Source organism: Mesocryomonas lacus (assembly GCF_055730105.2).
Window position 1 is genome coordinate 483,786 of the sequence record NZ_JBUZWF020000004.1, and the last position, 20,382, is coordinate 504,167.

Genomic DNA, 20,382 nt, shown 5'->3' on the forward strand with positions numbered 1-20,382 from the left:
CAGCCAAGCCTCAACTCACCTGCGCTTACCGTCCGGCGGGCAGCGAGGCATACCAGGCGGCAACCGCAGCGATCTGCTCGTCGGTCAGGTGGATGGCGATCTTGTCCATCAGATGCGCATCCGCCGTCCCGCCGCGCTTGTCGTCGCGCCAGAGCTCAAGATGCGTCGCGGTGTACCAGGCGGGCTGACCCGCCAGATAGGGATAGCGCACCGCATCCGCGCTGCGGCCGTGACAGCTGTCGCAGGAGGGCAGCTTGCGCTCGGGCAGTCCCTCCATGGCGATGCGCCGACCGAGGTCGACGAGCCCGGCCTGATCGTACGGCGCGCCGTAGGCCGCGGAGTCCGGCACGGTCTTGGCCAGTGCCGTCCGTGTGCGGGCCAGCGCCGAGCCGGGCTCTGCGGGCGCCGGCAGCGCCGCCGAGGTTTCCGCTCCGGCCTTTGCAATCCCCCCGTCCGAGCCGCCCGCGGGTTGCGCCGCGTAGTGCCGGGCGAGTTCGGCGAGAACGGCGTCGTCGTAGCGCTTGGCCGGTCCTTGCATATAGCCGCTGTGACGGGTGCCGCTGGCGAAGGCACGCAAGGTGGCGAAAAGGTAGGCCTCCGGCTGTCCGGCGATGATCGGCACCGCGCCGGCCGCGGCACCTGCGGCATTAGCCGCGCCACGGCCGCTTTCGCCATGGCAGCGCGCGCAGTCGGCCAGTGCCGACACGGCGTCGCCGGGACGCGGCATCGGGCGGGATGCCGAACCGCCGAGGGCCATGTCGGCGAATTGTTCGGGCGACAGCGCGGGGAGGGCGCGCAGGAAGGCGACCATCGCCCAGACCTCGTCCGGGCGTTCCTGCGTGACCCAGGCCGGCATGCCGGAATACTTGATCCCGTGTTGGCCAATCCAGAACAACTCGCGGTCGCGCCAACGGCCCACTTGCCGCTCCAGCCGCGGCGGCGGCGGCATCATCGCCTGCGTCACCGGCGACTGCTCGACACCCGGCGCCCCGTGGCAGAAGGCGCAGTCGGTAGCGAAGTGCCCGGCCGCGCGCTGGACGAGGGCGGGGTCGTCGAGGTTGACGTCGGAAGGAACCTCGATCCCTGAAGCTTGCGTCACCACCGCATTGCGCATCGTCCAGTGCAGAAACCAGCTGACCGGCGCGAAGTGGCCCGACGAGGCGGCGATCGAGACGAAGCCGGACCAGCCGACAACAAGGGCCGCAAAAACGCCCGCGGCGGCCAGTGCGACGAGCTTCTTCCAGGTGAGGGTAAAGGCGATCTTCATGCACCGGCTCCCGGTCGGCTGGGCGATGCAACGCCGGCAAAGGCTGCGGACGGTTCGGTGCCCGCGGGACCGCGCAGCACGGTGGACAGAAGCGCGAGGCCGCCGGCAAGGTAGCTCGCGCCGCCCACCAGCAGCATGATGACCCCGCCGAGCGCCTGATCCTGCAGCGGCGTCATCGACGCCGCTGGCGCGCAGAGATCGGCACAGGCGTAAAGCGGCCGGGGCGAAAACAGCAGCAAGGCGCCGAGCAGCGTCATGTGCATGGATGTCACCAGGAGGGCCGCGACCCCCGCGGCCCGGGCCGCCAGGCGATGCGGTCCCGAGGCCGCACCGAGCGCCGTCATCCAGACAAAGAGCCCGGCGCCAAGAAACGACGCCTGCTCGGCGAGGAACAGCGGCGCCGAGACTCGCGCGGCATTGTGCAGCGCGGGCGCGTGCCAGCCCCAGACCAGCGCGAATTCGGCAAAAGAGGCGGCGAGCGCCAGTTTCGGCGGCACGCCCTTCAGCGCCGCCGGCCAGAGGCGGGACAGGCCGAGCACCAGCAGCGGCGCCGCCACCGCGACGATCCCCATGTGCACCACCATGTGCGCCGCGAACGAGCCGCGCGAGCGCTCCGGCAAGGGCCCGAGCCAGAGCGCCGCCAGCAGCGCAAAGCCCAGGAACAACGGCCAGAGGCGAAAGGCGCTGGGCACGCCGTCGGAAGCGTTGGCTTTCACCGGGGCGGGTGCGCGGAGCGTGGTCACCGGCAATCCACGAAGACGAGCGCCGGCAGCGCGACGAAGATCACGGCGATGAAGGACAGGGCGGCCAAGAGCAGGCTGGAGAACTCCAGGAAGCGCTCGCGGTCCTCGGCCGTGTCCTCGCTGTGCGGGAAGCTTCCCGCGTTGTTCCGCCATTCATGGTAGGCGCGAACACCGATCACGGCGATGATGCCGAGCGAGACAAGGGTCACAACGGCAATGGCGATGCGGCTCTCCTCGATCGTCTCGAAGACCTGGCTGTTCGGCGCACATTGAGACGCCGCGACGACGTAGCAGAACAGGAAATGCAGCGCCCAGATCGTCGGCGTGGCGATCAGCGTCCACAGCGTGTCCCGGGTCTGGTTCTTGAGGTCCATCAGCTGCCTCCCGCAGCCAGCGGGAAGAGCGCGATCGTCGTCAGCGTGACCAAAGCGGTGACGCCCATGAAGTGCCAGTACAGCGCGACATTGTGGATATCGATGTCGTAGACCGGGGTCAGCAGCCCGCGCAGCGAGCGGGCGAGGCAGTAGAACAGCATCAAGGCGCCGACCGCGGCATGCACCGCCGTCCAGATGCAGAGCGTCCAGACGATCGCGGGATAGACGTGGACGCTCGGCTCGAGGCCCGTCGTATAGGGCGCCCAGAGCAGCGCCCCGCCCGCCGCGATCGCCAGCACGCCGCCTGCCGCCATGGCGAGCCGCGCCTCGGAGACCCGGCCCGAGCGGTTGAGGGGAAGGGCGATCCGCGCCCCGCCCCAGGCGAGCGCGAACAGCACCAGGGAGACGGCGGGCCACAAGAGCCCCGGTCCCTCGACGCCGGTCGGCGGGAAGTCGGTGTGGATGGTGAAGAAGAAGAAGTAGCCGAACACCAGGCTGAAGAAGGCGGTGGCGTCACCGGTCATGGTGATGAACATCGCCCACCAGGATGCCGAGGCCGGACCGGAAGCATAGAGCGGCAGCGTCAGGCCGAGCCCCACATCCTTCTCCGGCTTTTCCGGGATGAAGGAGGTGCCGCGCCAGAGCCAGACGAGGATCGAGGCGATGCTGAGGGCGAGGGTGATGAGCGTCGCCGTCCAGTAGTGGAAGGTGGCAAGAATGAACATCGCCCCGGTGACAAAGGCGGCGATCATCGGCATAAAGCTCGGGCCGGGCACGCGCAGCACCTGGATCGGCTCGGCGTCGAGAACGCCCGTCACCATGGTCTCGCGCTTCATCTCCTCGGCGTCGGGCATGTAGAAGCGGCCGGCATCGTAGTCGGCGACGAAGTTCTCCTGCTCCCAGATCGGATAGCGCGTGGTGATGATCGGCACCGTCCGCACGCCCCAGGGCTTGCCCGGCATCTCCGCCAGCCATTCCAGCGTCCCGGCATTCCAGGGATTGCGCTTGGCATAGGGCTCCTTGCCGCGGGGCCGGAGCACGTCGAACACCACGACCAGGAAGCCGGCGGCGAAGATGAAGGCGCCGACCGAGGAGATCATGTTGGCGGTGCCGAGCCCGAGGGCTTCCGGATAAGTCCAGACCCTGCGCGGCATTCCCACGAGGCCCGACCAGTGCATCGGCAGGAAGGCGGTATTGAAGCCGACGAACATCAGCCAGAACGCCCAGCGCCCGAGCTTTGCCGACAGCTGGCGGCCGAAAGCCAGCGGGAAGTAGTAGTAGGCGCCGGCGACCAGCGGAAACAGCATGCCGCCGATCAGCACGTAGTGAAGGTGCCCGACGATGAAATAAGTGTCGTGCGCCTGCCAGTCGAACGGGGCGAGCGCCACCATCACGCCGGTCAGCCCGCCGAGGACGAAGATCGCCAGCGCCCCGGAGACGAAGAGCATCGGGATCGAGTAGATCACCCGGCCGGTCATCAGCGTTGCGAGGAAGACGAAGATCTGGACACCGGTCGGGATCGCCACCGCCTCGGAGGCGGCGGAGAAAAAGCCGAGCGAAATGCCCGGCAAGCCCGTCGTGAACATGTGGTGGACCCACAGGCCGAAAGACAGGAAGCCGGTGCCGACGGCGGCCAGCACGATCCAGGAATAGCCGAGCAGCGAGCGCTGCGCGAAGGTCGGCACGATCATCGCGAGGAGCGCGATCGCCGGCAGGAAGACGATGTAGACCTCCGGATGGCCGAAGATCCAGAACAGGTGCTGCCAGAGCATCGGATCGCCGCCGCGCGACGGATCGAAGAACGGCCAGTCGAACAGGCGCTCCAGCTCGAACAGGATGTCGCCGGCGATCAGCGGCGGGAAGGCGAAGAGGATCATCGTGGCGACGACCAGCACGTACCAGCCGTAGAGCGGCATCAGGTTCAGCCGCATGCCCGGCGGCCGGCACTTCAGCGTGCCGACGATCAGCTCGACGGCGGCCGCGATCGAGGCGATCTCGATGAAGGAGAGGCCGAGCAGCCAGATGTCGGCGCCGTAGCCCGGCGTGAACCGCTCCTCGGTGGTCAGCGGCGGGTACATGAACCAGCCGGAATTCGGTGCCGAGTTGAAGAACAGCGAGCCGCAGACGAAGATGCCGCCGATCAGGAAGCACCAGTAGCCGAAGGCCGAAAGCCGGGGGAAGGGGAGGTCGCGCGCGCCCAGCATCTGCGGCAGGATGATGATCGCCACCGCCTCGAAGATCGGGACGGCGAACAGGAACATCATCGCCGTGCCGTGCAGGGTATAGACCTGGTTGTAGAAGGCGGCCGTCAGGAAGTCGTTGTCGGGGACCGCGAGCTGGACGCGGATCATCAGCCCGAGCACGCCGGCGAACAGCATGAAGGCGAAGGCCGTCGCGGTGTACCAGATGCCGATCTCGGTATTGTTGACGTCGGACCAGTAGCGCCAGCCCTTCGGCGAGTCCCAGGTCTTCTCGAGCCGTTCCTCCTGCGCCTTCCGGCGAAGGATGTCGGCCTCGGTTTCCGGCAGTCCGGAGCCAACGGCGGCGAGGGCGGCCTTCTTGGCGTCGCTCATGTCAGGTCTCCGAGCCAGGCGGCGATCGCCGCGGCGTCGGCCTCGGACAGGGTGCTGAAGGCCGGCATTTCGACGCCGGGCTTGGTATGGTTGGTCTCGCGCACGAAGCGCGAAATGTTCTCCGCCGTCACCGGGAGCAGCCCGGCACCCAGCGTCTTGCGGCTGCCGAGATGGGTGAGGTCGGGTCCGACTGCACCCTTCGCCTCCGTCCCGCGCACGGCATGGCAGGCGTCGCAGCCGTTCTGCATGAACAGCGACCGACCGGGATGATCGAGGACCACCGCCGGCTGAGCTTCCGCGGCCACCCGCGCGGCGTAGTCGGCTTCGGAGACGACGACGACCCGGAACCCCATCTGAGCGTGCGCCTCGCCGCAGAACTCCGCGCAGACACCGTTGTAGACGCCGAGCCGGGTCGGCTCGAGCACCAGCCGGTTGACACGGCCCGGGATCGCATCGGTCTTGCCGGCGATCGAGGGCACCCAGAAGGAGTGGATCACATCGGGGCTGCCGATCAGGATCTCCGAGCGCTTGCCGATTGGCAGATAGAGTTCGTTGGCGCTCTCGATGCCGCCCTTCGGCAGCGACTTGGCGACACCCGGCGTCCCCTCGACTTCGTAATTGACCCGCCACCAGAACCGCTCGCCGGAGACGGCGATGATCGGACCGTCGGCCTTGCCGCGCAGGCCCGGCATCATCGCCAGGCCGAAATAGAGGAGGGCGCCGAGCGTCACCACGGGAAAGATGCAGCCGCCCCAGACGATCAGGCGCACGCCGGCCTTGTCGCTGTGCCGACCGGGCTTGACCTTGGTGACGTAGACCGAGATCCCGACGACGATCAGCCAGATAAGCGTCGCGCCGGCCAGCATGACCCAGAACAGCATCAGGACGCTGCTGGCCTCCGTGCCCGCCGTGTTGAAAGTCGACTGCTCGCCCGTGCATCCACCCAGCACCGTGAGGCCAGCGATGGCGGGAAGGGTGGTCGCCCTCCTCCAGGCAGCGGGACAGAGCCGCCCACGGGGTATCGTCGAAGAGGGGGCACAGGCGTAATTCAGCGTCTCGTCCTATCCGTCGGCTGCGCCGCCCTCCAGGATTCGCCTCGAAGGGTGCGCAACATTGTCGCGGATGGAGGTAGCTGAGAACGCGTGAAGGCGTCTGATCACATTTGCGTCAAACGCACCTTCACCGCGCCTTATTCCAGCCTTTCAGGACTTCCATCAACGCTGCATTGAAACGCTCGGGGGCCTGTACCTGCGGCGAGTGTCCAAGGTCCGAAAACGTCACCAGTGTCGCGCCGGGAATGGCAGTCGCGGCGGCCGCCCCGAGAGCCTTGTAGTCGCCGAGATTTGCTTTCAGCGCATCGCTCGCCCGGTTCTTGCCGATGGCCGTGTTGTCCTTCTCGCCGATCAACAGCGCGGTTGGAACGTCGATATTGCCGAACTCGTGCACGACCGGCTGGTTTAATACCATGTCCGACGTCAGCGCCTGGGCCCAGGCGACGATCTCGCCGCCGTCGCCGGCATACATCGAGGCCAGCATGTCGACCCAGCGATCATAGTCCGGCTTCCAGGTGCCGGCATAATAGGTCGCCTGCTGATAGGCCTTCATCGAAGCCGCATCGCTGCGCTTCTCCTCGGCAAACAGCGCGTCCACGGTGATCTCGGGAACGCCCTTGGCCCGCCAGTCCTCGAGCCCGATCGGGTTGACCAGCACCAGACCGCCGACGTCCTCGCCATACATCAGTGCATAGCGCGCGGCGAGCATGCCGCCCATGGAATGGCCGAGGATGACGGGCTTCTCGACATCGAGCCGGGCCAGCAGCGCATGCGTGTTGGCCGCCAGCTGATGGAAGCCGTACTGGTAGCCCATCGGCTTGGAGGACTTGCAGAAACCGATCTGGTCCGGCGCGATCACGCGGTAGCCGGCAGCGTTCAGCGCCACGATCTGGCCCTCGAACGTCGCGCCGCAGAAATTCTTGCCGTGCAGGAGGACGACCGTCTGGCCGTTCGGCGATGCAGGCGCGACGTCCATATAGGCCATCGTCATCGCCTGGCCTTGAGAGACGAAATCGAACCGCTCGACGGCATGGGGATAGGTAAAATCCGACAGCAGCGCATCGGCAGACGCGGGACCAGGCATCGCCGTGAGGATCGCGACCAGCGGGAGAGCAAGAAGGTGACGCTTCATCGTGGAGTGGCTCCGGAAGGGGTTGAGCAGGACGCGGCACGGCAAAGCGGCGGCGCAGGAAGAACGGGTCGCGGGGTCTAGCCCTCCGGCTTCGGCGCAACCTCGGCAGCCTGGGCGGCCTCGACGGCCGGTACGATCTGCTCCGAGACCAGACGGTGCAAATCTTCCTTGTAGCCGGTCCGGGCGGATGGTGCGTTCTCGTCCGAGGTGATCGCGACGGTCAAAGCAAGGTCCGGAACGACATAGATCATTTGGCCGCCATATCCCCAGCCGTAGTGACCGACATGGCCGCCGAAATCGGCGGTGAACCAGCCATAGCCATAGTCTTCACCGGAAAAACGCGACCGCGTGCGCGGCTGCCACGACTGCGCGATCCAGGCCGCCGGGATGACCTGCTCGCCATCGCGGCTTCGGCCGCCATTGCGGTAGAGCTCGCCGAAAGCCAGCAGCGATGTCGGCGTCATCGCCATCTGGTTGCCGCCGAGATAGATGCCTTGCGGGTCCCGGTCCCACGCTGTGATCACAACGCCAGCCGGCTTTCCCAGCCAGTCGCGGGCCAGAGCGAGCGTGCTACGGCCGCTGACGCGGGTGAGGATGGCCGACAGGAGATGCGTCGATCCCGTCGAGTAGAGCATTGCGCCGCCGGGCTCGTCGACGAACGGCGCGGCGAGCGCGGAACGGACCCAGTCCCTGCTGGAAATCCAGGCGCCATAGTTCGGCCCCGACGTCCGCTCGAGGCCGGCCTGCATCGACAGGAGGTGGCCGATCGTCACCGTGCCAAGACGCGGATCGGCATCCCGTGGCAGCTTGTCCTTCAGGAGCGGCGCGATCTTCTGGTCCGTGCCGGTCAGCAATCCCTTGTCGATGGCGATGCCGACCAGCGCCGAGACCACCGACTTCGACGCGGACTTGATGTTGGTCGGCGCGCCCGTCCGGTGACCGCGAAAACCTTTGTCGACGAGAAGCTTGCCGCCGAACGACACCTGCAGCGTATTGAGCGGCTTTAGCCGACGCGCCACTTCGACCGCACCCGCAAGCTGCGCTGTCGCGTTAGGCTCGACCAGTACCGGCGTGGCGCGCACAGGCGTTGGCAGGACCGTTGCCGCTGTCGCTGCAAGGCAAGCAGTGAGGAACAGCGACAGTGCTGAATGGGACGGGGATGCGGGTTCTCTCATGGGTCCTAGCTGGTGCGGGGCCGGACGAATGAAAACCGCCGTCACCGGTTGGTGATCACCAGGTCGGTCTCAGCCCATCAAAGGATCCGGTGCGGTATCTTCATCATTGGCACCGCAGTGTGTCGACCGCCGTAGCACTCGTCAGCCAGCCCAACCAGCAGCGCAGATGGGAGAGCGGAGAAGGGTGACGCGCTATTCGGCTCTGGCCAACAGTGCATTTCACCCAAACCCCACCCCAACGGGATCAGATTGGTTCCATAATCTATCTTATGCAACTTTTGGATTGGCGGAAACGGGCACGTCTTTAGAGGATGCCGCCATGCTGTCCCCTGCTGGAAATCTCGAGACCGTTCAGGCACACGGCGGAACAGAGAGGTCGTATTCTCTGTCCCGCCATCCTGGCAACAACGATGCGTCCGGTCTGCAGGCTGTGCCGAAACGCTCGTCCTACATCCCCAGCGCGGCGTAGAGATCGTCGGAGGGTCGATAGCCCAAAAGCTGCCGGGCGGTCGTCAGGTCCCAGCCCATGCCGCGGTTGTCCGAGGTGCCGTTGACGGTGATCGAGCGTGCCGGCCAGCCCTCAGCCGGCGCTCGGATCGCGGCCTCGAACAGCGCGGCGAAGTCGCGGTTCGACAGCCACATGTTTCTGTACCATTTGAGGTCGCGCCGACCCTCGGCATCCTCCGGCTCGCTCGCGGCGGTGAAGGCGACGTCGCCGGACAGGCTGATGCCCTCGGGCCGGTTCTCGCCGGGCAGCACCCAGCCGATCCGCACAGCAACGCCCGTCAGCGCCGGTGTGCGCGCCGAAACGGCGACGAGCGCCCGCTCGCCCGCCAGCTTGGCGGTGGCATAGGGCGTTGAATCCATCCAGCCGCCGCCGGTCTCCCAGCGTGTCCCGACGCCTGGTGGCAGATCGGTCGTCAGGAACCCCGCATCGGGCTGCGCCAGCGGTTCGTCCTTGTAGCCGCCCATGACGTGGTTCGAGGAGGCGAAGACGACGCGCTGAACACCGGCGGCCGCAGCGGCGTCGAACACCGACAGCGTCATGTCCATCGAGGCCGCTGCATCCGCCCAGCTCGCATCGGTGTGCGGGTTCTGCGCCGCGAAATGCACGACCGCGTCGCATTCCGCCATGGCGGCGACCCACGCGCCGCTGCGGTCGAGGAGATCGGCGGCGACCGGCTGCACCCGGGAACCGCCGATACCGATCGGCGGGACGAGATCGACGGCGGAGACGCCCGCGCACCAGTCGGTCTCCAGCAAATGGGCGATCAGCTTGCGGCCAAGGCCGCCGCCCGCGCCGGTGACGAGAACCCGTATGCCCTTCTCACCAAACGCCATCTCAGACGACCTTCGCCGGCACCGGAAACACCGCCAAAAGCAGCCGCTCCGACAGCACCCAGTCGCAGACGCCCCTTGCGCCGCCGGTGACCGCGGTCACCATGCCTTCCCATTTTCCCATGTCCATCTGCTCTCCCAAGGCTGTCACGTGATCCTCCGCCGAAGCTAAGTCGTCACGCCTTCAAATCGGCTTTCCGCCGGCACGAGGACGCCGGAATGATCCGGGTATAGGGCGGCAGCACGCCCGTGGCATCCATCCCGATGGAAAAGGAAAACGGCTGCATTGTCTGGTGCACAGGGCAAGCCGTGCCCTGAGGAAGACGGCACGCGCATTTCCGGCCGATCCGGGCTTCGATCCCGCGCGTATCTGTGACAGAGCTTCGGTGGCAAGAGCTATCGGAGATCCCATGCAGCCAGCGCGCGACGTCACGAGACTGATCGAGATCATGCGGGCGCTGCGCGATCCCGTGGACGGCTGTCCCTGGGACATCGAGCAGTCCTTCGAAACCATCGCGCCCTACACGATCGAGGAAGCCTACGAGGTCTCCGACGCGATCGAGCGACGCGATGCCGAGGACCTCAAGGAGGAGCTCGGCGATCTCCTGCTGCAGGTCGTCTATCACGCTCAGCTTGCCGAAGCGGCTGGTCTTTTCAGCTTCGAGGATATCGTCGAGGGCATCACCACCAAGATGATCCGGCGCCATCCACACGTCTTCGGCGATGCCGTCGCCCGCAGCGCTCGCTCCGCCAAGGGCCAGTGGGAGCGGATCAAGAGCGAGGAACGGGCTGAGAAAGCCGCGCGCAAGGCGGCGCTGGCGGAAGCTGGCGGCACCGTCCGCGACTGGGCGGGCACCGCGGCGACGGTCCATGCGCCGCTGCTCCTCGACAGCGTGCCCTCGGCCTTTCCCGCGCTGACCTTGGCCCTGAAGGTGCAGCAAAAGGCCGCCCGCGTCGGCTTCGACTGGGACGCCGCCGCGCCGATCCACGCCAAGATCGAGGAGGAACTCGCCGAGTTCGATGCCGCCTTGGCGGCAAACGACACCGACGCGATGGAGGACGAGTTCGGCGACCTCCTCTTCACCCTCGTCAACCTCGCCCGCTTCCACGGCGTCGACCCGGAAAAAGCCCTCCGCCGCTGCGTGCGAAAATTCCGGACGCGCTTCGACCATATCGAGCGCCGGGTGACGGCCGCCGGCAGCAGCCTCGAGGCGGCGGCGCTGGATGAGATGGAGGCGCTGTGGGTGGAGGCGAAAACGGCGGCGGCAGCGGGTTGAGGGGTGGCTGGTCTGGCGTTCAGCGGGAAGCGAGAGAGCCGAGAGCCGAGAGCAGCAGAGCCTAGAGGCGCAGAGCGGAGAGGCAACGATGTTCAGCGCTTCAATGCGACGGGCGCCAACCCGTCCGCTTCGTCATCCCGGACTTGATCCGGGATCCATTCCAAACCGTTGAACATACGTGGGACACTCCCTTTCGACAGCGGAGCGTCGGCCGAAAGGGAGAGGAATGGATCCCGGATCAAGTCCGGGATGACGATGATCTGCCGGTGGAGTCAAGACTACGCCGTCCTCTCCGAAGCCGGCGCCACCCTCAGCTAATCTTCAGCCCCGGATACCGCTCCGAACGCCGCACCAGTTCCTTGCGGGCCTGCGTCGTCATCTGCACCGTCAGCTCGACGCCGCCATCCTCGAGGTCCTCGCGGTCCTGGACGGCCGTGTTCTCGTAGATCCAAGGGATCAGCGTCATTGCATCCGCTGGGATCGCCAGCGTCAGGTCCGACGGCAGACCGGCAATGCGGGCCTCGAGGTCGGTGAGGAGGGCCGGGACGCCCTCGCCGGTCAGCGCCGAGAGCATGTGGATGCCCTGCCCGGTCGCCTGGCGGTCGGACGCGGTCTTCAGCTGCAGCAGTGCACTCTCGTCGAGCAGGTCGACCTTGTTCCAGATCTCGATCACGTGGTCGACGTCCGAGGTGTCGATGCCGAGGTCGGACAGGATCTTGTTGACGTCACCGGCCTGCGCCGACGCATCGGGATCCGACATGTCGCGGACATGCAGCACCAGCTCGGCCTCGATCACCTCTTCCAGCGTCGCGCGGAAGGCGGCGACGAGGTGCGTCGGCAGGTCCGAGATGAAGCCCACCGTGTCCGACATGATGACCTCGGTGCCGTGCGGCAGCGTGATGCGGCGCAATGTCGGGTCGAGGGTCGCGAACAGGAGGTCCTGCGCCAGCACGCCGGCGCCGGTGATGGTGTTGAAAAGCGTCGACTTGCCGGCATTGGTGTAGCCAACGAGCGCGATCACCGGGTGCGGCGCCTTCTTGCGCTTGGAGCGGTGCAGCGTGCGCGTGCGCACGACGCCCTCCAGCTCCTTCTCCAGCCGCTTGATCTTCTCCTGCAGTTGACGGCGATCGGATTCGATCTGCGTCTCGCCGGGACCGCCGAGGAAGCCGGCACCGCCGCGCTGGCGCTCCAGATGCGTCCAGGACCGCACGAGACGGCCCTTCTGGTAGTTGAGATGGGCGAGGTCGACCTGCAGCCGGCCTTCCTTGGTGCGCGCGCGACGGCCGAAGATCTCGAGGATCAGGCCGGTCCGGTCGATGACCTTGGTGCCCAGCTCCTTCTCGAGATTGCGCTGCTGCACCGGGGTCAGCGGATGGTCGACGATGACGAGGCCGATCTCCTCGGCCGCCACGATCGCCTTCATCTCCTCGACCTTGCCAGAGCCGACCAGCGTCGCAGGCCGCGTGCGCGAGACCTGGATGATGCCGCGGGCAACTATGTCGAGATCGATCGCGGCGGCAAGACCAGAAGCCTCCTCCAGCCGCTGCTCCGGCGAGCGGCGCACGACATCGGACGCAGCATTCGAGGCGTCCTCGGCTGCCTGCACCCGCTTCAGCACCGGCACAAAGACCGCGGCTTTGGTGGCGATGACCTTATGGTCGATCGGGCCCTTCGGACGGGCTTCCTCGTGCTCGGTCAATCAGGCTTGCCCTGCCGGCTCATCGCCGCCTTCGAACATGTGCACCGGCTGCGACGGCATGATCGTCGAGATCGCATGCTTGTAGACGAGCTGCGAGTGCCCGTCGCGGCGCAGGAGGACGCAGAAATTGTCGAAGGAGGTCACGACGCCGGTCAGCTTGACGCCGTTGACGAGAAAGATCGTCAGCGAAATCTTCTGCTTGCGGACGGTGTTGAGAAAGACGTCCTGCAGGTTCTGCAAGCGGTCGGCCATGGTGCGTTCCTATTTTCTTCTTGGCGGAACCCGGGACGTTGCCCGGGCTATCGCGGCTCGTATCTACCGACCGTCCGGGAAAACCGGCACCGGCGGCCCATCAAATAGCACTTCCGTCAACAGCGAAGCAACTGGCCGGATTGCCGCAAAACAGGGCAAGGCGAGCACCCTTTCGGCACGCTACCAGGTGTCCGCTGCAAGGCTCAGATTCCCAGCGATTTCAGCTTGCGGTGTAAGGCCGAGCGCTCCATGCCGACGAATTCGGCGGTGCGCGAGATGTTGCCGCCGAACCGGTTGATCTGCGCCATCAGGTATTCCTTCTCGAACACCTCGCGGGCGTCGCGCAGCGGCAGCGCGAGAATGCGGCCATCGGACTGGCTGGGCGTGCGCGGGAGCATGTCGCCGACCTCGTTCGGCAGCATGTCGGCCGAGATCGTCGCGCCCTCGTCGCCCTCGCGCGACAGGATCATCAGGCGTTCGACATTGTTGCGGAGCTGCCGGATGTTGCCCGGCCAGTCGCTCGACTGCAGCACGGCCATCGCCTCCGGGCTGATCTCGCGCGGCTTGATGCCGGTCTGCTCGCCGACCTGCTTCATGAAAGCCTCGATCAGCATCGGAATATCGGCGCGGCGCTCCGAGAGCGGCGGCACGAGGATCGGGACGACCGAGAGCCGGTGGTAGAGATCCTCGCGAAAACTGCCCTCGGCGATCATCGATTCCAAATTCTGTGCCGTCGAGGAGACGATGCGCACGTCGACCTTCACCCGCTTGGTGCCGCCGACCCGCTCGAAGGTCTGCTCGGTCAGGACGCGCAGGATCTTGTTCTGCGTCTCGCGCGGCATGTCGCCGACCTCGTCGAGGTAGAGGATACCGCCATGGGCTTCCTCGAAGGCGCCGACCTTGCGCTCGACGCCCGGCGGCGTCTCGGTGCCGAAGAGTTCGACCTCCATCCGGTCCGGGGTGATCGCCGCCGCGTTCATCGCGACGAACGGTCCCTTGGCCCGGCTCGACCCCGCATGAATGGCGCGCGCCACCATCTCCTTGCCGGAACCGGAGGCGCCGAGGATCATCACCCGGCTGTTGGTCGGTGCCACGCGCTCGATCGTCGTGCGCAGCTGGTTCATCGGATGCGACTTGCCGATCAGCTCGGCAAAGTCAGCCGAACGGCGCCTGAGGTCCGAGACCTCGCGCTTCAGCTTGGACGTCTCCAGCGCCCGCTCGGCGACAAGGATCAGGCGGTCCGCCTTGAACGGCTTCTCGATATAGTCGTAGGCGCCGCGGCGGATCGCCGAGACCGCCGTCTCGATGTTGCCGTGGCCGGAGATCATCACCACGGGCACCTCTGGATGCTGGGTCTTGATCGCCTCCAGGAGGTCGAGCCCGTCCAGCCGGCTGCCCTGCAGCCAGATGTCGAGGAAGACCAGCCGCGGCACGCGGTCGGCGATCGACTGGAGCGCCGCGTCCGAATTGCCCGCGACCCGCGTCTCGTGGCCCTCATCCTCGAGGATGCCAGCGACGAGTTCGCGAATGTCGGCTTCGTCGTCGACGATCAGGATATCCGATGCCATCAGCTACCTGTCCTTTCTGCATGGTGTGCTGGTGCCGCGGCGAGCTCCTCCGCCGGCGGCGACGCCGGCAGAAGAATCCGCACCATGGCGCCGTGTTCCTGGTTCGGGGCGTCGTCGAGCTCGATCGTCCCGCCATGTTCTTCGATGATCTTGCGCACGATCGCGAGGCCGAGCCCGGTGCCCTTCTCGCGCGTGGTCATATAGGGCTCCAGCAGCCGATCTCGATCCTCGTGCGGGAAGCCCGGGCCGTTGTCGATGATGTCGACGCGGTGGAAACCGTTCTGGGTAGAGGCGAGCAGGCGGATCTGGCCATCGGCGACCTCCGCGCCCTCGAGCGCCTCGACGGCGTTCTTGACGAGGTTGCCGAAGGCCTGGCTGAGCATGCGGATGTCGAAGACGCCGTTCAGCGGGACCTCGCCGAAATCGGCGGTGAAGGTGATGCCGTGATCGCCCATCTCGCGCATGAAGACCGCTTCCTTCAAAGCCTCGCGGAGATCCCTGCCCTCCATTTTTGGCTTCGGCATCCGCGCAAAGCTCGAGAACTCGTCGACCATCCGGCCGATGTCGGAGACCTGGCGGATGATGGTGTCGACGCAGCGGTCGAAGACCTCGCGGTCTCCCTCGACCATCTTGCCGTAACGGCGGCGGATGCGTTCGGCCGACAGCTGGATCGGCGTCAGCGGGTTCTTGATCTCGTGCGCGATTCGGCGGGCGACATCCGCCCAGGCCGACGAGCGCTGGGCATCGACGAGGTCGGTGATGTCGTCGATGGTCACCACGCTCGAATGCCGGTCGACGGTCTCCTCCGAGGTGACTCGGATCGCCAGCACGCGCTCGCGCTCGCGGGTCCGCATCTTGATCTCTTCCTGGTACTCCGCCTTGCGCGACGAGCTCGCCGCCCTGTGGATCTGGGCGATCAGCGGGAAGAGCTCGCGCAGCGTCTTGCCGACGGCGTTCTGCGAGGAGATGGCGAGGATCCGCTCGCCGGAGGGGTTGAGCATCGAGATCGTGCCGTCCTCCTCGACGCCCATGACGCCGACGGTGACGCCCGACAGCACCGCCTCGGTGAAGCGGCGGCGCTCGTCGATCACGTCCTTGGCGTTGATCAGTTCGCCGCGCTGGGTGCGCAGCTGCTGGATCATGTTGTTGAAGGTGTTCGACAGCGAGCCGACGTCGCCGTCGGAATTGCGCACCGGCACCGAGACGTCGAGATTGCCTTCGGTTACCTCGTCCGCCGCCGAGATCAGGAGGCGGATCGGCCGCACCAGCCGATCGGCGACGCCGATGCCGGTCCAGATCGCCGACAGCAGCACGATCAGCGTGATGCCGAGATAGAGCAGCGCGAAGGCGATCTGCGTGCCGATGCGGTTGCCCTGGAGGCTCGAATATTCCGCCGAACGGTCCTCCATCAGCCGCAGTGCCGACAGGACGTCCGGGTCCACGGCGCGGATGGTGTAGAGGTAGATGTCGTCGCCGAGCGTGCGCATCTTGACGATGGCGCCGACGAGATTGGTCACCCCCGGCGGGATGAAGACGAGGTTGCCCTGCTTGGCCTGTTCTCGCGCATCGGTCGGCGGCGCCGGCAGCGGCCGCTCGACCGGAATGTCGGCGCGCAGCAACGGCGTCCCCTCGCCGCTGAGAAGCTGCGCGCCGACCAGCGAGCGGCCGCGTGCCTGTTCGGTCAAAAGCCCCTGGAACCCGGTGCGGTCGAGATCGTAGAGCCGGCGCTGCGAATCGAGGTCGTAGGCCATCGACAGCGTCGTGCCCTGCAGGTTCCGCGCATTCTCGTTGACATAGGCGCGCGCCACGCTGACCGAGGATTCGACGATCGCCCGGGTGCGGATCTCGAACCAGCGGTCGAGGCCGAGGTCGAGCGTGATGCCGGCGACGATCGCGACCAGCAGGGCCGGCAGCGCCGCCACGATGGCGAAGAGCACCACGATGCGAACGTGCAGGCGGGACGCCGCCTTGCCTTGGCGCCGCGCCCGCGCCATCCGCGCGACCTCGCGCCAGATCAGCCCACACAGGACGAGCACGAAGGCGCCGTTGACGACCGAGGCCGTGCGAACGACGAAGGCCGTCGGCTCGATCGGCGTCAGGCCCATCAGGATGACGAAGGAGATGGCGCCCGTCACCAGCGCCCCGATGACGGCGATCACCCCGGGCACGAGCATGAAGCGCCGTCGCTCGCGCGAAAACGTCTCAGCTTGCGGGGTCGCGTGGGTTGCCATCTGGTCAGTCATCGAGTCGCTTCAGCAGCCGCATTACGTTGCCAGATTGCAACGTAATGTGTTCAAAATGCAACGTGATGACGATAAAGTGCCGTGGTTTTCTCAGCGGATCGAGCGGATCACCGAGATGTCGAGGTCACGGATTTTCTTCCGCAGCGTGTTGCGGTTGACGCCGAGAAGATCGGCCGCCTTCACCTGGTTTCCGCGGGTTGCCGCCAACGCTGCGGCAATCAGCGGATATTCCACCTCCCGCAGAATGCGACCGTGCAGCCCCGGCGGCGGCAACTGGTCGCCGAAACCCGAGAAATAGTCAGAGAGGTAGCGCTCGACGGAGGCGCTAAGGTCCACCGGCCGGTTGGCATCGCCCTCACTGTCGAGCGAGCGGGTATATTCGTTGGAGAGCTCGTGCTCGACCAGCTCGCCGGAAATCTCGTCCTGCGGATAGAGCGCTGACAACCGGCGGATCAGGTTTTCCAGCTCGCGCACATTGCCTGGCCACGGATAGCGCCGCATCACGTCGAGCGCACCCTGGCTCAGCGTCTTGCGCGGCAAGCTTTCCTTCTGCACCTCGGTGAAGAAGTGGCGGGCGAGGTCCGGCAGGTCCTCGATGCGCTCGCGCAATGGCGGCAATCGCAGCGGCACGACGTTGAGGCGGTAGAACAGGTCCTCGCGGAACAGCCCGCGGCTGATCAGCTGGCGCAAATCCTTGTTGGTCGCCGCCACGATGCGCACGTCGGTGGCGATCGGCGTGCGGCCGCCGACGACGGTGTACTCGCCTTGCTGCAGCACCCGCAGCAGGCGCGTCTGCGCCTCCATGGGCATGTCGCCGATCTCGTCGAGGAACAGCGTTCCGCCCTCGGCCTGCTCGAAGCGGCCGCTCGATCGCGCCTGCGCGCCGGTGAAGGCGCCCTTCTCGTGACCGAACAGCTCGGACTCGATGAGGTCGCGCGGGATCGCCGCCATGTTGATCGCGACGAACGGGCCCTTCCGGCGGCGGCCGTAATCGTGCAGCGCCCGGGCTACCAGCTCCTTGCCGGTGCCGGATTCGCCGGTGATCGTCACCGTCAGGTCGGTCTGCATCATCCGCGCCAGGGCGCGGTAGATGTCCTGCATCGCCGGCGAGCGACCGACGAGCGGCATGTTGTCGCCGGCGTCCTCGGGCGCGGCGCCGTTCGGCTGCGCCTTGGGTTCGGCCAGCGCCCGGCGGACGATCGAGACGAGCTCGGTGAGGTCGAAGGGCTTCGGAATGTAGTCGTAGGCGCCCTTCTCAGAGGCCTTGATCGCGGTCATGAAGGTGTTCTGCGCCGACATCACGACCACCGGCAGGTCGGGCCGGCTGTTCTTGATCTTCGGCAGGACGTCGAAGGCATTGCCGTCGGGCATCAGCACATCGGTGATGACGAGGTCGCCCTCGCCCGCCGAGATCCAGCGCCACAGCGTCGCGATGTTCGCCGTCACCCGGACTTCGTAGCCCGCGCGCATCAGCGCCTGCGAGATCACGGTGCGGATTGCGGCGTCGTCATCTGCGACGAGGATTTGGGCGGCCATCAGATCTGGTCCTTTACTGGTCGCGGAACGTCGGTTCGGCGCCGGTCGGCACGTCGGTCTCGCGCCACATCGGCATGAGCACGCGGAAAATGGTGTGGCCCGGCTGCGACTCGCATTCGATCACGCCGCCATGGTCGCCGATGATCTTGGCGACGAGGGCAAGGCCAAGACCCGAGCCGCTCGGCTTGGTCGTCACGAACGGGTCGAAGATATTCTGGCGAATGTCGTCGGGCACGCCCGGCCCATTGTCCTCGACGATGAACTCGAGCGGCAGCGTTACCCGCTGCTTCGTGCCGGGCACCGACAAGCGCACGCCCGGCCGGAAGGCCGTGTAGAGCTTGATCTCGCCATCCGGCTGCCCGGCGATCGCCTCGCTGGCATTCTTCACGAGGTTCAGGAACACCTGCACCAGCTGGTCGCGGTTGGCGAAGACGAAGGGCAGCGACGGGTCGTAGACCTCGCTGAACTTCAGACCGCGGGCAAAGCCGCTTCGCGCCAACGTCTTAACGTGCTCGAGGACGGAGTGGATGTTGACGGCCGAGCGTTCGATCGGCCGCTGGTCGGAGAACACCTCCATGCGGTCGACCAGCTTGACGATGCGGTCGCTCTCTTCCTGGATCAGCTGCGTCAGCACCCGGTCCTCGTCGCTTGCCGCCGTCTCCAGCAGCTGCGCGGCGCCCTTGATGCCGGACAGAGGATTGCGGATCTCGTGCGCCAGCATGGCGGCAAGGCCGGTCACCGAGCGCGCCGCCGAGCGGTGTGTGAGCTGCCGGTCCATCTTGTCGGCGATCGAGCGCAGCTGGATCATGATCACCACGTGGTCGGGGTCGTCGACCAGCATGGAGACGTAGAGATCGACCAGACGCTCGCCGCCGAGCCGGGGCGAGGAGACGTCGACACGGTACTCGCTGATCCGCGCCCTCTCCTGCCGCACCTGCTCGATCAGCGCGAACAACGGGCTGTCGGCCGGAATGAACTCGGACAGCTGGCGCTTCATGAGATGCGCGGCACCGGCCGAGAAGAACTGCTCGGCATCGGAATTGGCGAAGACGAAATAGCCGTTTGCGTCGATCACGATGACCGGATGCGGCAAGGCGTTGAGAATGCGAAGCTCGCGCTCGGACGGTGTCGTCTTGGTCACGTCAGGCGGCCTCCCGCCGGCAGGTGGCAGGGGAATCGAACTCGACGGCCGCGATGCTGGCAGTGCCGAAAAGCTGGCGGATCAGGCTGATCGCCACCGGCGGCTCGGCGGTCGCCATGATCGCGGCGCGGTCCGCGGCCAGCGTCTCGCCGGTCGCCAGCGCGAAGCGGTCGAGATACCAGCCGAGGTGCTTGCGGGCGTGGCGGACGCCGGTATAGGCGCCGTAGTGCTCGAGCATGGCCTCGTAGTGCTCGACGACGAGATCGGCGAAGTCGATGGCTTCCAGCTCGCGGCGACCAACTGCGCCCGCCATAAGACCCGGCAACCAGGGACGCCCGCAGGCGCCGCGGCCGATCATCACCGCATCGGCCCCGCTGGCCGAGAGCATCGCCGCCTGCTGGTCGAGCTCGACCAGATCGCCATTGGCCACCACCGGCACCGAGACCGCCGCCTTCACCGCCGAGATCGCCGACCAATCGGCCGAGCCCTCGTAGAACTGCATGCGCGTGCGGCCGTGCACGGTGATCATCTTCACGCCGGCGGACTCCGCGCGGACGGCGAGTTCCGGCGAGTTGATGGTCTCGTGGTCCCAGCCGAGGCGCATCTTCAGCGTCACCGGAATGGCGCCGGCGCCCTCGACGGTCGCCTCGACCAGCGACAGCGCAAGGTCGGGCTCGCGCATCAGCGCAGAGCCGGACTGGCCGCCCACCACCTTGCGGGCCGGACAGCCCATGTTGATGTCGATGATATCGGCGCCAAGATCGACCAGCCTTTCGGCCGCAGCCTTCATCCAGACCGGGTTGCGCCCGGCGAGCTGCACGACGTGCAGCCCCTCGCCGTCGTGCATCGCTCGCAGCGCACTCTCCCGCAGGCCTTTGACGAATTCACCGCTCGCGACCATCTCTGAAACCACGAGACCGGCGCCGAGCCGCCGGGCGATGCGCCGGAACGGCACGTCGGTGATCCCCGACAAGGGCGCCAAAAACACCGCGTTCAAAGGCATGGCGGCGCC

At 66.7% G+C, this 20,382-nt stretch carries 17 protein-coding genes; 1 reads left to right on the top strand and 16 read right to left on the bottom strand.

Going from position 1 to position 20,382, the window contains the following annotated elements; genetic code table 11:
- Positions 1-25: 25 nt before the first annotated feature.
- The 9 genes from ACZLZQ_RS16515 to ACZLZQ_RS16555 form a co-directional block, all read right to left on the bottom strand.
- Positions 26-1,267 carry a c-type cytochrome gene (locus ACZLZQ_RS16515; protein WP_472950308.1) on the bottom strand — a complete coding sequence of 414 codons (1,242 nt, stop codon included), beginning with the start codon at positions 1,265-1,267 and terminating at the stop codon, positions 26-28.
- Positions 1,264-2,010, bottom strand: a complete 747-nt coding sequence (locus ACZLZQ_RS16520; RefSeq protein ID WP_472950309.1) for a cytochrome c oxidase assembly protein — start codon at positions 2,008-2,010, stop codon at positions 1,264-1,266. Before ACZLZQ_RS16520 ends, ACZLZQ_RS16515 begins: the two co-directional genes overlap by 4 nt.
- Entirely contained in the window at positions 2,007-2,384 is a 378-nt protein-coding gene (locus ACZLZQ_RS16525) for a hypothetical protein (RefSeq protein WP_472950310.1), read from the bottom strand. Before ACZLZQ_RS16525 ends, ACZLZQ_RS16520 begins: the two co-directional genes overlap by 4 nt.
- Positions 2,384-4,957, bottom strand: coding sequence for a cytochrome c oxidase subunit I (gene ctaD, locus ACZLZQ_RS16530; RefSeq protein ID WP_472950311.1), 2,574 nt, complete (start codon positions 4,955-4,957; stop codon positions 2,384-2,386). Before ctaD ends, ACZLZQ_RS16525 begins: the two co-directional genes overlap by 1 nt.
- Positions 4,954-5,838 carry a cytochrome c oxidase subunit II gene (locus ACZLZQ_RS16535; RefSeq protein ID WP_472950312.1) on the bottom strand — a complete coding sequence of 295 codons (885 nt, stop codon included), beginning with the start codon at positions 5,836-5,838 and terminating at the stop codon, positions 4,954-4,956. The genes ctaD and ACZLZQ_RS16535 overlap by 4 nt, the downstream gene beginning before the upstream one ends.
- 298 nt (positions 5,839-6,136) lie before the next feature.
- On the bottom strand, positions 6,137-7,141 hold the full coding sequence (locus ACZLZQ_RS16540; protein WP_472950313.1) for an alpha/beta fold hydrolase: 1,005 nt from the start codon (positions 7,139-7,141) through the stop codon (positions 6,137-6,139).
- Positions 7,142-7,218: 77 nt separating this feature from the next.
- Positions 7,219-8,316: a serine hydrolase domain-containing protein gene (locus ACZLZQ_RS16545; protein ID WP_472950314.1), complete on the bottom strand. Its 1,098-nt coding sequence runs from the start codon at positions 8,314-8,316 to the stop codon at positions 7,219-7,221.
- Positions 8,317-8,763: 447 nt separating this feature from the next.
- On the bottom strand, positions 8,764-9,657 hold the full coding sequence (locus tag ACZLZQ_RS16550) for an NAD-dependent epimerase/dehydratase family protein (protein ID WP_472950315.1): 894 nt from the start codon (positions 9,655-9,657) through the stop codon (positions 8,764-8,766).
- A gap of 1 nt (position 9,658) precedes the next feature.
- Positions 9,659-9,805 (bottom strand): hypothetical protein, encoded by a 147-nt coding sequence (locus ACZLZQ_RS16555; RefSeq protein ID WP_472933352.1) that lies wholly within the window; start codon positions 9,803-9,805, stop codon positions 9,659-9,661.
- Positions 9,806-10,064: 259 nt separating this feature from the next.
- Here ACZLZQ_RS16555 and mazG point away from each other — a divergent pair, with 259 nt between their 5' ends.
- Complete coding sequence (mazG, locus tag ACZLZQ_RS16560) at positions 10,065-10,931, top strand: nucleoside triphosphate pyrophosphohydrolase (protein ID WP_472950316.1); 867 nt, start codon at positions 10,065-10,067, stop codon at positions 10,929-10,931.
- 310 nt (positions 10,932-11,241) lie between these two features.
- Here mazG and hflX read toward each other — a convergent pair whose 3' ends face one another.
- The 7 genes from hflX to dusB all read right to left on the bottom strand — a co-directional run bounded on the left by hflX (position 11,242) and on the right by dusB (position 20,373).
- Positions 11,242-12,630: a GTPase HflX gene (gene hflX / locus ACZLZQ_RS16565; RefSeq protein ID WP_472950317.1), complete on the bottom strand. Its 1,389-nt coding sequence runs from the start codon at positions 12,628-12,630 to the stop codon at positions 11,242-11,244.
- Positions 12,631-12,882, bottom strand: coding sequence for an RNA chaperone Hfq (gene hfq, locus ACZLZQ_RS16570; RefSeq protein ID WP_472933349.1), 252 nt, complete (start codon positions 12,880-12,882; stop codon positions 12,631-12,633).
- A gap of 203 nt (positions 12,883-13,085) precedes the next feature.
- Positions 13,086-14,450 carry a nitrogen assimilation response regulator NtrX gene (gene ntrX / locus ACZLZQ_RS16575; RefSeq protein WP_472933348.1) on the bottom strand — a complete coding sequence of 455 codons (1,365 nt, stop codon included), beginning with the start codon at positions 14,448-14,450 and terminating at the stop codon, positions 13,086-13,088.
- Positions 14,450-16,693, bottom strand: a complete 2,244-nt coding sequence (locus ACZLZQ_RS16580; protein ID WP_472950318.1) for a sensor histidine kinase NtrY-like — start codon at positions 16,691-16,693, stop codon at positions 14,450-14,452. Before ACZLZQ_RS16580 ends, ntrX begins: the two co-directional genes overlap by 1 nt.
- Before the next feature lie 90 nt (positions 16,694-16,783).
- Entirely contained in the window at positions 16,784-18,229 is a 1,446-nt protein-coding gene (gene ntrC, locus ACZLZQ_RS16585) for a nitrogen regulation protein NR(I) (RefSeq protein WP_472950319.1), read from the bottom strand.
- A gap of 13 nt (positions 18,230-18,242) precedes the next feature.
- The gene (locus tag ACZLZQ_RS16590; RefSeq protein WP_472950320.1) at positions 18,243-19,370 is read right to left on the bottom strand and encodes a two-component system sensor histidine kinase NtrB; all 1,128 of its coding nucleotides are present in this window, start codon (positions 19,368-19,370) and stop codon (positions 18,243-18,245) included.
- A gap of 1 nt (position 19,371) precedes the next feature.
- Positions 19,372-20,373: a tRNA dihydrouridine synthase DusB gene (dusB, locus tag ACZLZQ_RS16595; protein ID WP_472950322.1), complete on the bottom strand. Its 1,002-nt coding sequence runs from the start codon at positions 20,371-20,373 to the stop codon at positions 19,372-19,374.
- Positions 20,374-20,382: the final 9 nt, after the last annotated feature.